Below are 14314 nucleotides of genomic sequence, written 5' to 3'. Positions count from 1 at the left end.
TCTATTTTTTTCAGAATCCATTATTGAATCCGATTTAAGGCAAGTTGGGTCAGGTTAATCAGGGCTTGGCGATATTCACTATGAGGAAGCGCATCTAGAGCTTGCAGCGCAGATTCAGTTTCTTCTGTTGCACGTTGGCGGCAATAATCCAGCGCGCCACTATTTTGCACAATGGCAATGACACGTTCTAATTGTGCTGTACCACCAGTTGCAATGCTGCGGCGAACAATTTCATGTTCTTCATCGGTGGTTTTTTGCAGTGCAGAGATTAATGGCAAAGTGGGTTTCCCTTCCATTAAATCATCACCAATATTTTTACCTAATGTTTCAGCATCAGAGGTGTAGTCTAAAATATCATCAATAATTTGAAAGGCATTACCAAAGTGACCAGCAAAAATGCGCAGGGGTTCACGGTATTGCGGGGTGCCGGATAAAATGGCAGCACCTTCAGTCGCCAGTTCAAATAAACGTGAGGTTTTACCATGAATAATATCAAGATAAGTCTGTTCTGAAGTTTCAGGCTGATGCTGTGCTTGCAGTTGTAGAACTTCACCTTCAGCAATTTCACAGGTTCCGGTCGAGAAATCTTTAAGCAAGGTCATATCGTTTAAATCGACCAGTAAATCGAAAGCACGTGAAATCAGAAAATCACCGACCAGAACGGCAGTTTGATTATTCCAGGTCGCATTGGCGGTTGGACGACCACGACGCAAGCCTGATTCATCGACCACATCATCATGTACCAGCGTCGCAGTGTGCAGCATTTCAATAATGGCTGCGAGTTTACGATGACTTTCCAGATCGGTTGCGCCGCAGGCTTTTGCCGCCAATAAACACATAATCGGGCGCATACGTTTACCGCCTGCTTCGACCACGTGTTTACTTACTGCCATGACTAAGGCAACTTTCGAAGTAATCCCTTCATTAATAAACGTGTCCATCGCAGCAAAGTCTGAAGCAACTGGAGCGAGAATATCTTGCTTAAAGTCGATGGCCATGTGAAGAGAAACCTCTAAAAATTGAATTGCTTATTCTATAGTGTAACAACTATATCGGATGATATAGCTAAGATATTAATATAGTTGCTTAAATCCTGACTAGGCAAATGGTTTTAAGCGAGCGCCTGTGCTAACAACTCATCTCATAGGTGACTGAGCGGACATTGCGTAGTCTATAGTAGCGAATTGATTTTAAAAATCTATTTGATTTTATAAAATGTAAAATTGCGATGTAAAAGTCATTTATTTTCTAGATTTTGATCGTTTATAAAATAAACATTCGATCAGCGCAAAAAAACACTGAAATGGCTTGTCGTTTGATTTATTATCACTTAATATGTTTGCCCTAATATATACCCCAGTGGCGCTCGTATTAAGATCGGTATATTCCTTTATCGGCACGACGACACGGGCATGTTTGGAGTACATTATGTACGCAGTAATCCAAAGCGGTGGTAAACAGCACCGTGTTATTGAGGGTGAAACCCTTAAAGTAGAATTGTTGAAAGCTGAAACTGGTACAACTATTACGTTTGATGACGTATTAATGCTTGTAAACGGCGAAAGCATTCAAATTGGTGCTCCAGTTGTTGCTGGTGCTACAGTAACTGCTGAAGTAGTTAGCCACGGTCGTCACGACAAAATCCGTATTGTTAAAATGCGTCGTCGTAAACATTACCGTAAACAACAAGGTCACCGTCAATGGTTTACCGAGTTGAAAATTACTGCTATTTCAGGCTAATTACGAGGATTATGAAACATGGCTACTAAAAAAGCTGGTGGTTCGACACGTAACGGTCGTGACTCGAACCCTAAAATGTTAGGTGTTAAAATGTACGGTGGTCAATCTGTGACTGCTGGTAACATTATTGTTCGTCAACGTGGTACAGAATTCCACGCTGGTACAAACGTAGGTATGGGCCGTGACCATACTTTATTTGCTACCGCTGACGGCGTGATCAAATTCGAAGTGAAAGGCCAATTCGGTCGTCGCTACGTATCTGTTGAAGCGTAAGCTTAAATAGAAAAAAGCCCACATTTGATGTGGGTTTTTTTATGCCTGTAAATTCGTCAAAAACAATCTGGGTTCTTCATCATGATGTAGAAAAATCTACATTGAGCATTAATAACAATACAAAACTTCTTATTTTCTCAATTATTAGCTATAAAAATTGGTTTAAGATGGGGACATTGAAGAAATTGCGATACAGCAAATAAAAAGGTGATGAGATGAAAATGCTTCGTAAAACCCTATGTGCTATGACATTCGGTGCCGCAACGCTTGCACCGGTAATAAGTACTACTGTTTTTGCTGCGCCTGTTGCAGCGTCGGAGCAACAAGCAACCAATAATTTGGTCAAACAGTTAACTAATATCCGAAGTTTGTCAGCAAATTTTGAGCAAACTACAAAAGCCACTTCTGGCAGTAAAGCTCCACAGAAAAAAGGCCTCACTGGACAACATATGAATCAGACCTTTAAAGGTGTGATGAAAGTTGCCCGTCCTGGTAAATTTTTCTGGGAAACTACGACTCCTTCAAAACAAACCATTGTGACTTCGGGTAAAACCGTCTGGATTTATGATCCTGACTTGCAACAGGCGGTCCGTCAGAGCCTGGATGATCAAGTGGCAAATACGCCAGCTTTGTTATTGTCGGGAAATACCAGTCAGATCATGAAGTCATATCGTGTGACTCAACCGGATAAAGGCAAGACCTATTACACCTTGCTGCCTAAAGACCGTGATGGGGCATTCCAAAGCTTGACGATTAGTTTTGGGGTAAACAAGGCACCAAGTTTGATGATCTTGGAAGATTCACTCGGTCAAACTACTTATGTTCGATTCAATAACGTGAAAGTGAATCCTTCAATTCCAGCCTCTACCTTTAATTTTACTCCGCCTAAAGGCACCGATATTATTGATCAATAATGAATTGATTTATAATTAATTAAATCATAAAGTTTATTTAAAAGCAGTCATACGTGGCTGCTTTTTTCGTTTATATTCTGCTAAAAATATAGCGATGCTTTGAGAGGGAAAGTACCACTATGCAAAAATAGCGCTAAGCTGCAGAATAAGTGCTACAGCTCACAATACATAAAGATAAGAATTTAGTGATCAAAAGTGAGTGGCAAAATAACCAAGATCCATGCCCCCTAAGACATAGAAAAAATAACAAAGACTAAAGCAACAAAGAAAAAAGCTCAGGAGAATTAAAAAAAGTGGAAAATAACAATATAGTGACCTTATCCGTGGATTATCCGCGGTTCACACGATTTAAATCAAAATTTAATACTTATCGTCAAAAAGTCATGGGCTTGGGGGTGAATTGGCTGCAAAGAAGATCAAAAGATTCAGCTAAAAACCTCTCTAAAGCCAAGGCAGAAAATCCTTATCTACATGGGATATTTGGTCCGGTCGATGAGGTGGAAAAGCGCGAATTTAAAGTCATTGGGGAAATTCCGCAGCACCTCACCGGACTATTGTTAAGAATAGGGCCAAATCCGATTTATGTTGAAAATCCGGATTGCTATCATTGGTTCACCGGCGATGGAATGCTGCATGCTCTAAAAATTGAACAGGGCCAAGCCGTGTGGTTTAAAAGTCATTATATTGAAACGGATGCGGTACAGAAGCAAAAGAACAAGGCGGTCAAAGCGGGATTTCGCCGTGGTCCTGGTGATGTAGTGAATACCAATGCTTTTTATCATGCCAATAAAATTTGGGCGAGTGTGGAAGCGGGCACTTTGCCGGCACGTTTAGACTTAAACCTGAACACGGAAGAACACTGCCTTTTTAATACAGATGCCGACCTGCCTTTTACTGCACATCCGCATAAGGACAATAACACAGGGCATCTACATGCGGTTTGCTATGATGCGCTGGATATCAAACATGCCTATTATGAAGTGATTGATGAGCAAGGACAGTTACTACATTGGGCTAAAATTCCTGTACAGCATGGCCCGATGATTCATGACTGTGCCATTACCGAGCAAGACGTTTTAATTTTTGATTTGCCTGTCACGTTTTCTTTTAAGCAGCTCCTTAAAGGTAATCTATTGCCTTATGAATGGAATGAAAAGCATGCGGCACGTATCGGGATTTTACCCAAATATGGCCATGCCGATGAAGTACAGTGGATTGGGATAGACCCTTGTTTTATTTTTCATGCTGCAAATGCTTATCGAAATGATCAACAGCAAATTATTCTGGATGTCGTGGTTCATCGCCACATGTTTAAAAAATCCCATCAAGGTCCATTTGAACAGCAAAATACACAATTGCAACGCTGGACAATTGATCCGAAGAAAAATACCGTGGACCGACAAGTGTTAGATACACAGGCACAAGAATTTCCAAGAATTGATGAGCGATATACTGCTGAGCAGCATCGTTATATTTATAGTGTCAGTTTTGATCCTGTGACTATGAACAAAGCCAATCACTTGATTTGTCACGACCTGCAAACGCGTGAAAAAACCACATATGAATTTGGTGATCAATGGGTGACGGGAGAAGTGGTCTTTATCCCTGAATCAGCGGATGCCGCTGAGGGGAATGGCTACTTGTTATGCTATGTACATCACATCCATCAAGAAAGTTCGAAAGTGGTGATTTTAAAAGCTCAAGGTTTAAATATTCAGCCTCAAGCTGAAGTTTTACTTGGTGTGCATGTGCCATTGGGCTTTCATGGAAATTGGGTCGATTTATCTTAAAATCATGAGGTCTTTGATTCATATCTATAAGACTAAATATTTTTAAAGATACATATTTAAAATTTCATTCAGTGAGCGAGCTTTGTATAGTGCAGGGGCATTATAAAAGGTCTTAGGTTGTAAAAATAAAATGGAAATACGCAAGAATAAACAATGGCTCTGGGCACTTCCTGTTTCTTTGGCGGCACTGGTCACGACGGGTTGTCAGGAGCGGGCTGTACCGAAAAGTGAACAGACAACAACGACGCAGCAGCAGGAAAAGTCTGAGTCCATTGCATTAATTCAAGCCAAGGTTGTTCCGGTCAAACTGACCAAGCCAGAAGCTTGCGATGCAAATGGCTGTATGCAATATGATATTCAGAGCGTAAAGACCAATCTGAAATGGATTGATGATTATTTTATCGATCGAATTAAAAAAGCCGATCCGATTGCATTTTCAACTGCACCCAATCAAAAAATTAATACTGCTGAGGGCGCTGAGCCGAACTTAAGTCAAAGTTCGACCTATGTGCGTTTTATTGCTCAGCAATATGACCAGGCGACATTTGCCATTCAGACTTACAATTATTCATCTGGTGCAGCACATGGCATGCACCATCAGGAATTTGTGAATTTTGATTTGAAAAACAAAAAACGTTTGGCGCTACAAGACATTCTGGTGAAAGGTACAGAACAGCAAGTATTGAATGCTTTGTATGACTCAAATAGCATCTGGTTAGATCAACATACTATTGAGCGCAGCCAGCTCAAGTTAAGTGATAATTTTTACTATGGCGCGAACGGCATTGTGTTTGTTTATCCTTTATATGAACTGGCTTCATATGCAGAAGGCATGACTGAACTCACCTTACCGTATGTTGCACTCAGTAAACTGGTTAAATCGCAATATCTGCCAAGTTTGCCGCACTATCCGACACCTTGATTTTGAGTTAATTTGGTTGAATTTGCTTTAATAAGGCACAGCTGTAAGCTCGGTCACTGTCTTTTTTAGCGTTTAGCGCTTACACTATAGCCAGTTTTTTTCTTTGCAAAAGATTGGCTATGATCGACCCGAAATTAATCAGAAATAATATTGAGGCTGTAAATTTAGCCTTAGCAAAACGTGGTGTACAGCTGAATGTAGAAGAGTGGGCTTCACTTGAAGCTCGCCGTAAAGAGCTTCAATCGAAAACTGAAGCTTTACAAGCAGAGCGTAATTCGGGTGCTAAACAAGTTGGCCAAATTAAAAAATCTGGTGGCGATGCATCTGAAATCATGACGCGTATGGCTGCGATTGGTGATGAAATCAAGGCAGCAGAAGTTGCGCTTGCTGAATTGCAAAATGAAATTGAAACCAAGTCTCTCAGCATTCCAAACATGCCGCACGAATCTGTACCTGAAGGTAAAGATGAAGACGATAACGTTGAAATTTTAAAATGGGGTACACCGCGTCAATTTGATTTTGAAATCAAAGATCATACTGACTTGGGTGAATGGATGGGCGGTTTGGAGTTTGAAACTGCGACCAAATTGACCGGTACGCGTTTTAGTGTTCTTAAAGGACCATTGGCGCGTCTGCAACGTGCGCTTACCCAATTCATGCTCGATACCCATACCTTGAAAAATGGTTATACCGAAGCTTATGTACCGTATTTGGTCAATGCAGATTCTTTACGTGGTACAGGTCAGTTGCCTAAATTTGAAGAAGACTTGTTCAAGCTTCAAGGCGAAAAAGAACTTTATCTCATTCCGACTGCGGAAGTGCCTGTGACCAATTTCGTGCGTGATGAAATTGTTGATCCAGACCGTTTGCCGCTGAAATATGCAGCGCATACGCCATGTTTCCGTAGTGAAGCCGGTTCGTATGGCCGTGATACCCGTGGTCTGATTCGTCAACACCAGTTCGACAAAGTTGAGATGGTGCAAATTGTTAAACCTGAAAATTCTATGCAGGCTTTAGAAGAATTGACGGGTCATGCAGAAGGTATTTTGCAAGCCTTGGGTCTTCCATATCGTAAAATCATCCTGTGTGGTGGCGATATGGGCTTTGGCGCAATCAAGACTTACGATTTAGAAGTTTGGGTTCCAAGCCAAAATACTTATCGTGAAATTTCAAGCTGTTCATGCATGGGCGACTTCCAGGCACGCCGTATGAAAGCACGTTACCGTGTAGACCAAAAGAAAACTGAATTTGTCCATACCTTGAACGGTTCTGGTTTGGCAGTCGGTCGTACCTTGCTTGCGGTAATGGAAAATTATCAACGTGCAGACGGTTCTATTGAAGTTCCTGAAGTGCTTCGTCCATATATGGGTGGTGCAGAATTTATTGATTAATCTCCGGATTGATCAATAAATCATCAAATAGCACAATTTTGTGCATGAAAATTGCTTAAGACAGTCAGATTTAAAAATACTGAGGTAATTCGTGGATATCTTTCCAATCTCTTTAAAGTTGCAACAGCAACCTTGTCTGATTGTCGGTGGTGGACATATTGCTTATCGTAAAGCGGTACTTTTGGCAAAAGCGGGTGCAGTCATTCATGTGATCGCACCGGAAATTGAAGCCAATCTTCTAGAGATTGTTAAAGCTTGCCAAGGGCAATATGTCCAAGCACCTTTTAGTCCAGATATTCCGTTACGAAATTATCGTTTAGTCATTGCTGCAACCAATGATAAAGCCACCAATATCCAAGTTTTTGAAGCCTGTGAAGCTGAAAAAATATTGGTGAATAGTGTGGATGATCCACCGCATTGCCGTTTTATGGTTCCCGCGATTATTGACCGTTCACCACTGGTGGTTTCGATTGCCACCAATGGCACATCACCGGTTTTATCCCGTCAAATCCGGACTCAGCTTGAAGCAAGCATTCCACATGGGATGGGCAAGCTGGCAGATTTTTCCGGAAAATGGCGTGCTGCAGTTAAAGCTAAAATTGAAAATCCAGATGAGCGCCGTATTTTTTGGGAAGACTTATATGCAAGTCCACTCAAGGAACAGGTGTTTAATGACAATATTGCAGAAGCTAACCGTTTAATTGAACAAGCGTTAATTGAATGGAAAAAACCGAAAGGTGAGGTTTATCTGGTCGGTGCAGGTCCGGGTGATCCGGAATTGTTGACCTTGAAAGCTTTACGCCTGATGCAACAAGCCGATGTGATCATTTACGACCGTCTGGTATCGCCACCGATTTTGGATTTGTGTCGCCGTGATGCAGAAAAAATCTATGTCGGTAAGGCGCGTTCCAATCATAGTGTTCCTCAAGATGGCATTAATGCTTTGTTGGTGGAATACGCCGCGCAAGGTAAGCGAGTTTGCCGTTTAAAAGGCGGTGATCCATTTATCTTTGGTCGTGGTGGTGAAGAGATTCAAGAACTTTTTGCTGCGGGTGTAGCTTTTCAGGTGGTGCCAGGAATTACCGCAGCATCGGGCTGTTCAGCTTATGCCGGTATTCCTTTAACGCACCGTGATTATGCGCAAAGTGTCCGTTTCCTGACTGGACATTTGAAAGAAGGTTCACCTGAATTACCATGGAATGAACTGGTCTATGAAAACCAGACCCTGGTGTTGTATATGGGCTTGGTCGGACTGGAAAAAATATGTGCACAACTGATTGCACATGGCCAGCGTCCTAATATGCCGGTGGCACTTATTTCTAAAGGCACCACGCCAGACCAGAAAGTGGTGGTGGGAACTTTGGCAGACATTGCATCGAAAGTGACAGAACATCAAATTCAAGCGCCTACCCTGACTATTATTGGTGAAGTGGTAAGTTTGCGCGATCAGTTACAGTGGCAAGGCTAATTCAAGCCGTGTTGCATTGAAAGAGTAGAGAAATCCTGTGATTCATGTTGTTTTATATGAGCCTGAAATTCCTGCAAATACCGGGAATATCATTCGTTTATGTGCCAATACCGGTGCACAATTGCACTTGGTAAAACCGCTGGGTTTTGAGCTGGATGACAAAAAGCTCAGACGTGCAGGTTTGGATTATCATGAATGGGCACATATGAAAGTTTGGGAAAACTTTGAACAATGCGTTGCTCATTTAAAAGAGCAGGGCATTGAAAATGATGCGATTTATCCATTAACCACCAAAGGTTTTGAAACCCCGCATACGTCAAATTTAAACCGTCCGGTCGCATTGTTGATGGGACCTGAAACACGTGGTTTGCCTGAAAATGTGCGGATGATGTTCCCTCAAGAACACTGGATTCGTTTGCCAATGGCAGCGACTTCACGCAGTTTAAACTTGTCTAATGCGACAGCGGTGATCTTGTATGAAGCATGGCGTCAGCAAGACTTTCAGGAATTAAACTAAGTCGTTCAAGATGTATGAAAACCACCGTCAGGTGGTTTTTTTATGTAAGTTCGATTGATTTTTCCTTCATAAATTGACGAATTTTAGTTATAAAAAGTAAAACATAGAAATAAGATCAGCAATATGTCGAACTTGATAAAAACAGTAAAACTTCAAAGTATCTTGAGTGGCTTAATTAAGATTGTGGCAGTGACTGCTTCTGTATCGATTTTTGCCAATCCGACAGTAGAGAGCGTGCCTGAAAAAGTAGAACCGCTGACCCAAGCGGAAATTCAACAAGGCTTAAAAAATATGCAGCAACGTATGAACCTGCAGATTGAAGCGTGGGGCAAGACCTTAAAAGCGGATGATTTTGAGCGAAGCTGGACTGGACGAACGTTGAAAAAGACCAAGCGTCAGGAAGTGTGTGGAATTTACCAAAATATCATTAATGATATCTATCGGATGGCGGTTGATAATAAGGCGCGCTTAACAGAGCAGGATCAAAAACTGCTGCAGGACCGAAACGCTTTTATTCAGAGCTTGGGTTATAAGGACAATATTGTAGAGACCCAGATGGATTTTAACTGTCGGATTAAATAAGAACTATATAAATAAAAAAGACGCATAAAGCGTCTTTTTTATTGAGTGTATGAACCTATTAATGAGAATCATCAAACTCGTTATGTTGTGGAGCAGGGTGTTTAAAACCTTTGGTTTTATAACCCAGGTATAAAATACCGAACATCGCCCACCATAAGCCATATTTCAATGATGTTTCTTCAATTTCTAACCACAGTGCAAACACACTAACGAAACCGAGTAAGGGCACAATCACAAAGTTTAAAATATCTTTAAAGTCTTTGGTTCGTCCATCACGCAAGGCATAGCGTGAAATGACTGACAGGTTGACAAAGGTAAATGCAGTTAAAGCACCGAAACTGATCAGTGAAATCACTGTATCAAGATTCATAAAGCCAGCAGTTAAAGCCACAGCACCGACAATTAAAATATTGTATGAAGGTGTGTAGTTCTTTGGACTAATATGACCGAAAATCTTCTTGTTGATCACGCCATCACGACCCATGGCAAACATCAAGCGTGATACGCCAGCATGTGCTGAAATACCTGATGCCAACACCGTCACAATCGCAAAACCAAGAACATAAGATTGGAATAGTGAGCCACCCACAAGCATTAAAATATCTGGCTGAGTCGCTGCAATATCCTCAAAGTATGTTTTCGGATCGTTCGGGAAGTAAATTTGCATGAAGTAGGTGCTGATAATAAAAATCACACCGGCAATCAACGCAGTCAAGAAAATTGCTTTAGGCAATGTCTTTTCAGTATCTTTGGTTTCTTCAGCAAGCGAACTCAGTGAGTCAAAACCCGTGAATGAGAAGCACAGTAAAGTTGCACCGGTAATCAGTGCACCGACTGAAGTCAGCTCGTTCCAAAACGGTTCCAGGCTCCAAAGCTGATAGCGCTGCTCTGCAGAGATTGGACCATCTGCATTAAAGCCCGCTTGCAGCTTGGTGTAAACCAAATAGGTAAATACGGCAATTACAACCAGCTGTATCAACACAATCATACTGTTGAAGTTCGCAACAAAGCGCGCACCACGTAAGTTAACACCCGTCATGAATGCCGTAAGTACAACCACCCAAACCCAGTGGTTTACATCCGGGAAGAGTGCTTCAAGGTAAATCACGGCAAGAATGATATTGACCATTGGTGATAATAGATAATCTAACCAGGATGACCAGCCCACCATAAAGCCGACATTGGGGTGAATCGATTTTTGAGCATAGGTATAAGCCGAACCCGAAGAAGGGTAGCGACGAATCATATGACCATAACTCAGGGATGTTAATAAAATTGCAACGAGTGCAAATATGTAGGATGTCGGTACGTGAAAATGACTTTCTTCCGATACTAGGCCGAAAGTGTCAAATAACGTCATGGGCTGTATATAAGCTAAACCGATAATAATGATGTGCCAGAGTCCCAGCGTTTTTTGCAGTTTAGCTGCCGATGGAGTCCCAGAGATATTTGTCAACGGCGTTATCCTCTTAATCGTTGATCAAGGATCAGTCATGTTTTAAGGACCGTTTGAGACGAACGATCCCCCCTATACGAATAAAACAAAAGTGCGCCAATCTACTCTAGTTTGGTACCTTTTGCCAGTATCTTTATGAATTTTTAATGCAGAAAATATGCCATTCGATATAAAAATTTAGCTTTAACTTTCCACAAAGCAAAAGCCCGATGCTTAAAAAAACATCAGGCTAATTTTTAGCTATATTCGCTTACTTTTCAATATTTACCAAGCTTTTTTTAGAATCGCTTTTAAATCGCTTAAGCTGGCTTCTTTAGGGTTGTAAATAATAGAACCATCATTTAACGCTTTTTCTGCCACTTCATCTAGCTGTGCTTCAGATACCTTACCTGTTTCACGTAATGTACGCGGCAACTTGGTGAGGGTATTCAAGCGATCACGCATGGTCAGAATGGTTGCAATGGCTTTATCTGCACGTAAGTGAGCAGGTGTTTGGGCGTAAATATCGGCACCCGCTAAAGGAAGCAATAATTCTGCAATTTTGTCGCCATTCACTTCTTTGTTGTATTCGAGTACATAAGGCAGGAACAGGTTCATGCACAACCCATGCGGCAGGTGCGCAACCGCCCCTAATGCATGGCCTAATGAATGCACCAAGCCCACCATTGAGTTAGAGAAGGCGATACCTGCCATGGTGGAGGCTTGAGCCAATTCAAGACGACCAAACTCATCAGTTGGGTTATCCAGTACATGGAACAAACAGTTGCTGACTTTTTTGATCGCAGCAGTAGCATAAGCATCACTAATTGGATTTGCAGCCATACAGGTATAAGCTTCAACCGCATGGGTCAATGCATCCATTGCCGTCATTGCGGTTAAGTGTGGCGGCAGTGTCTGTGTCATACGCGGATCAAGAATCGCTGCATGCGGCATCAGGTAATAAGATGCAAATGGCATTTTGACATTTTTTTCAAGGTCAGAAACCACGGCAACCATGGTGACTTCAGAACCTGTGCCTGAAGTCGTTGGAATTACGAAAAATGGTTTTAACGGTTTTGGAAGATTATGCGCACCTGAATATTTCAGTAAGTCATCACCGCCTTCAGTCACCAAAATATTGGTCGCTTTGGAAGTATCAATCACTGAACCGCCACCTACCGCAATAATCGCATCACAATTATTGTCGCGATACGCTTTTGCTGCATTTCGAACGGTTTGTACGCTTGAATCGGGGGGAACATCATCAAAAATATAACCAATCACGGCATCGGTAGATTCAAATGCAGCTTCGATCGGAGCCAGTAAATGATTTGCGCGTACGCCTTTATCGGTAATGATCAGCGGGCGTTTTGCACCCAAGGTCGCAAGTTCAAAGGGAATGTGTTCTAACGCGGCATGACCTGCGATGACTTTTACTGGACAGAAAAATTCGTAATAAGGCTTAGCCATGTTATGCACTCCGTTTAAAATAGGATTGAGCTAGTTTCAAATAAATATTTGCAGCTCCGGTGAGTTTTTGTTTTAGGCTCAATTCAGTTGGATATTGTTTTACAGCAAGCTCGGCCAGGAGTTTAGGTAAAATCAGCGATTCCATTTTATTTAAGCAACGGACCAGACGAATGGCGTTTGACACATCACCATCTGCAATCATGCGGTCGTGAGCAAAGGCTTGTGCAGTACTTTCCTGGAAAGAAAAGACTAAAAAAGCATGGGTTAAATGCTTAAAAGTAATGGTTAGATCAGGCTTGATGTCTACTGATTTTAGTAATTTTAATTGATGGTCCTCCGTGACTTTCGCAATAAAAGCCGGGCCATGGGGAAATACTTTCATCGATAGAACAAAACCGACAGGGAAGCTAGCGACTTCCTGTTTTACTTCGTCATCGACTTGACTCGCCATTACCAGACCTCTGCCAATCACATCCATCATGAGTTTGACATAGGTCAGTTGTAAAGCGGGCTTTACGGATTTGGTTGAAATCACTCGCGCATCCCTTATCTAAAAAATATTTTATTAGTTTAGAGTAAATACTCTAATTTATTTTTATGTCAAAAGCAAAGTTATTGTTGCATGACTTGAACTTGATTAAAGTAACCGCTGTTGTTTAAAGTTTCAATGATATCGACGCACAAGTTATCGAATTTTGGATAGTCCGGAACCAGGTCCATGACACGAACCATTTCCAGCCCTGCATAACCGCACGGGTTAATGGTATGGAAGCCAAACAGATCGCAATCAATATTTAGAGCCAAGCCGTGATAGCTACGTCCTTTACGAATTTTAAAGCCTAAAGAGCCAATTTTACGTTCTGCGACATATACACCCGGTGCATCCGGTTTGGCATAGGCTTCAATGCCGTATTTTTTCAGCAGTTCAATCATGAGGTTTTCGGCATAAGACACCAAAGTACGCACATTCCAGCCTAAACGGTTTAAGTCAAACATGAAGTAAGCCACCAGTTGACCCGGACCATGCCAGGTGACTTGTCCACCACGATCAGTTTGCACTACGGGAATGTTGCTGGGCATCAGAATATGTTCAGGTTTTCCGGCTTGACCTTGCGTTAAAACCTCATGATGCTGCAAAATCCACAGTTCATCGGGAGTGTTTTCATCCCGGCTCTCCGTCAGGTTTTTCATGTCCTGAAAACGATCGAGATAGGGGGTGAGCTGGTTGAACTGACGAATAATCAGGGTTGGTTTTAGAACAGCAGCAGTCACGTAAAGTGCGTCCTTAAAAATTGAAAATATTATAAATGATTATAATGAAATCATGCTGGGATAGGGGTAATACCCAGATGATTTGCCATTTTTATTGAAAAGGATTCCATGATTTTTTGTAGATATAAAAAACACGCCTCGAAGCGTGTTTTTTAATTTGTCTTAAAGCGCTGTTTTAATCAATGGACAAGCGGCTAAATCGGCATAAAGCGCATGAACTTGTTCAAGCTCCAAGAAAAGCAGTTGTGCAGTTAAAGAGTGATATTTACCTGTGCGAGATACTTGAATTTTAATACTCGTGCTATCAAAGTCAGGAAAGTGTTTCACTAAAATCTCTACAACAGCGACATGTAAATCATCACTTGCTTCACCAATCAGTTTGATTGGATAATCCATAGGGAAAACCCATAGATCTTCTTGAAGTTCGCGAGATGGCGTACGGTCTAACATGGTCATAGTCGTCCCCTTATATCAAACGCCTGCATAAATGCAGGCGTTATATGTCTTATGAATACTAGATGGAGATACTCGATTATTTTT

The 14314-nt window shown here is 41.6% G+C and carries 15 protein-coding genes; 9 read left to right on the top strand and 6 right to left on the bottom strand.

What is annotated here, in order from left to right; all coding sequences use genetic code 11:
• Positions 1-20: 20 nt before the first annotated feature.
• On the bottom strand, positions 21-998 hold the full coding sequence (gene sdsA, locus E0H81_RS03275; protein WP_131266910.1) for an All-trans-nonaprenyl-diphosphate synthase: 978 nt from the start codon (positions 996-998) through the stop codon (positions 21-23).
• Positions 999-1428: 430 nt separating this feature from the next.
• Between sdsA and rplU the strand changes: the two genes are divergently transcribed.
• The 9 genes from rplU to E0H81_RS03225 all read left to right on the top strand — a co-directional run bounded on the left by rplU (position 1429) and on the right by E0H81_RS03225 (position 9597).
• Entirely contained in the window at positions 1429-1740 is a 312-nt protein-coding gene (gene rplU, locus E0H81_RS03265) for a 50S ribosomal protein L21 (protein WP_067723976.1), read from the top strand.
• 18 nt (positions 1741-1758) lie between these two features.
• Entirely contained in the window at positions 1759-2013 is a 255-nt protein-coding gene (rpmA, locus tag E0H81_RS03260) for a 50S ribosomal protein L27 (RefSeq protein WP_067723977.1), read from the top strand.
• Between the two features lie 215 nt (positions 2014-2228).
• Positions 2229-2927 (top strand): outer membrane lipoprotein periplasmic chaperone LolA, encoded by a 699-nt coding sequence (lolA, locus tag E0H81_RS03255; protein WP_131266904.1) that lies wholly within the window; start codon positions 2229-2231, stop codon positions 2925-2927.
• A gap of 293 nt (positions 2928-3220) precedes the next feature.
• Positions 3221-4717 (top strand): carotenoid oxygenase family protein, encoded by a 1497-nt coding sequence (locus E0H81_RS03250; RefSeq protein WP_244926491.1) that lies wholly within the window; start codon positions 3221-3223, stop codon positions 4715-4717.
• Positions 4718-4847: 130 nt separating this feature from the next.
• Positions 4848-5639: an RsiV family protein gene (locus tag E0H81_RS03245; protein ID WP_131316478.1), complete on the top strand. Its 792-nt coding sequence runs from the start codon at positions 4848-4850 to the stop codon at positions 5637-5639.
• A 119-nt stretch (positions 5640-5758) separates the two neighbouring features.
• The gene (gene serS / locus E0H81_RS03240; RefSeq protein ID WP_131316476.1) at positions 5759-7030 is read left to right on the top strand and encodes a serine--tRNA ligase; all 1272 of its coding nucleotides are present in this window, start codon (positions 5759-5761) and stop codon (positions 7028-7030) included.
• Positions 7031-7121: 91 nt separating this feature from the next.
• A complete protein-coding gene (gene cysG, locus E0H81_RS03235; protein WP_131316474.1) occupies positions 7122-8498 on the top strand; it encodes a siroheme synthase CysG in 1377 nt (458 codons plus the stop codon).
• Positions 8499-8535: 37 nt separating this feature from the next.
• Positions 8536-9015, top strand: coding sequence for a tRNA (cytidine(34)-2'-O)-methyltransferase (locus E0H81_RS03230; RefSeq protein WP_131316472.1), 480 nt, complete (start codon positions 8536-8538; stop codon positions 9013-9015).
• Between the two features lie 123 nt (positions 9016-9138).
• Positions 9139-9597 (top strand): hypothetical protein, encoded by a 459-nt coding sequence (locus tag E0H81_RS03225; RefSeq protein WP_244926490.1) that lies wholly within the window; start codon positions 9139-9141, stop codon positions 9595-9597.
• Positions 9598-9655: 58 nt separating this feature from the next.
• On the opposite strand, the gene E0H81_RS03220 is transcribed toward E0H81_RS03225, so the two are convergent.
• The 5 genes from E0H81_RS03220 to E0H81_RS03200 all read right to left on the bottom strand — a co-directional run bounded on the left by E0H81_RS03220 (position 9656) and on the right by E0H81_RS03200 (position 14224).
• A complete protein-coding gene (locus E0H81_RS03220; RefSeq protein WP_131266894.1) occupies positions 9656-11053 on the bottom strand; it encodes an APC family permease in 1398 nt (465 codons plus the stop codon).
• A 264-nt stretch (positions 11054-11317) separates the two neighbouring features.
• Entirely contained in the window at positions 11318-12502 is a 1185-nt protein-coding gene (locus E0H81_RS03215; RefSeq protein WP_131316470.1) for an iron-containing alcohol dehydrogenase, read from the bottom strand.
• A gap of 1 nt (position 12503) precedes the next feature.
• Positions 12504-13037: a hypothetical protein gene (locus E0H81_RS03210; RefSeq protein ID WP_131316468.1), complete on the bottom strand. Its 534-nt coding sequence runs from the start codon at positions 13035-13037 to the stop codon at positions 12504-12506.
• Between the two features lie 77 nt (positions 13038-13114).
• The gene (gene lipB, locus E0H81_RS03205; protein ID WP_131316466.1) at positions 13115-13774 is read right to left on the bottom strand and encodes a lipoyl(octanoyl) transferase LipB; all 660 of its coding nucleotides are present in this window, start codon (positions 13772-13774) and stop codon (positions 13115-13117) included.
• A gap of 162 nt (positions 13775-13936) precedes the next feature.
• Complete coding sequence (locus tag E0H81_RS03200) at positions 13937-14224, bottom strand: YbeD family protein (RefSeq protein ID WP_165492585.1); 288 nt, start codon at positions 14222-14224, stop codon at positions 13937-13939.
• Positions 14225-14314: the final 90 nt, after the last annotated feature.

Origin of the sequence: Acinetobacter terrestris, from assembly GCF_004331155.1 — a bacterium.
GTDB lineage: Bacteria > Pseudomonadota > Gammaproteobacteria > Pseudomonadales > Moraxellaceae > Acinetobacter > Acinetobacter terrestris.
Note: the sequence above shows the minus strand (reverse complement) of the source record. Positions and strands in the feature narration are given on the sequence as shown.

Excerpts from the sequence above, each read along its gene's own strand:
- E0H81_RS03245 (WP_131316478.1), top strand. The coding sequence starts at position 4,848 with ATGGAAATACGCAAGAATAAACAATGGCTCTGGGCACTTCCTGTTTCT.
- E0H81_RS03215 (WP_131316470.1), bottom strand. The coding sequence starts at position 12,502 with ATGGCTAAGCCTTATTACGAATTTTTCTGTCCAGTAAAAGTCATCGCA.
- sdsA (WP_131266910.1), bottom strand. The coding sequence starts at position 998 with ATGGCCATCGACTTTAAGCAAGATATTCTCGCTCCAGTTGCTTCAGAC.
- rplU (WP_067723976.1), top strand. The coding sequence starts at position 1,429 with ATGTACGCAGTAATCCAAAGCGGTGGTAAACAGCACCGTGTTATTGAG.
- E0H81_RS03225 (WP_244926490.1), top strand. The coding sequence starts at position 9,139 with ATGTCGAACTTGATAAAAACAGTAAAACTTCAAAGTATCTTGAGTGGC.
- serS (WP_131316476.1), top strand. The coding sequence starts at position 5,759 with ATGATCGACCCGAAATTAATCAGAAATAATATTGAGGCTGTAAATTTA.
- E0H81_RS03200 (WP_165492585.1), bottom strand. The coding sequence starts at position 14,224 with ATGTTAGACCGTACGCCATCTCGCGAACTTCAAGAAGATCTATGGGTT.
- lolA (WP_131266904.1), top strand. The coding sequence starts at position 2,229 with ATGAAAATGCTTCGTAAAACCCTATGTGCTATGACATTCGGTGCCGCA.
- rpmA (WP_067723977.1), top strand. The coding sequence starts at position 1,759 with ATGGCTACTAAAAAAGCTGGTGGTTCGACACGTAACGGTCGTGACTCG.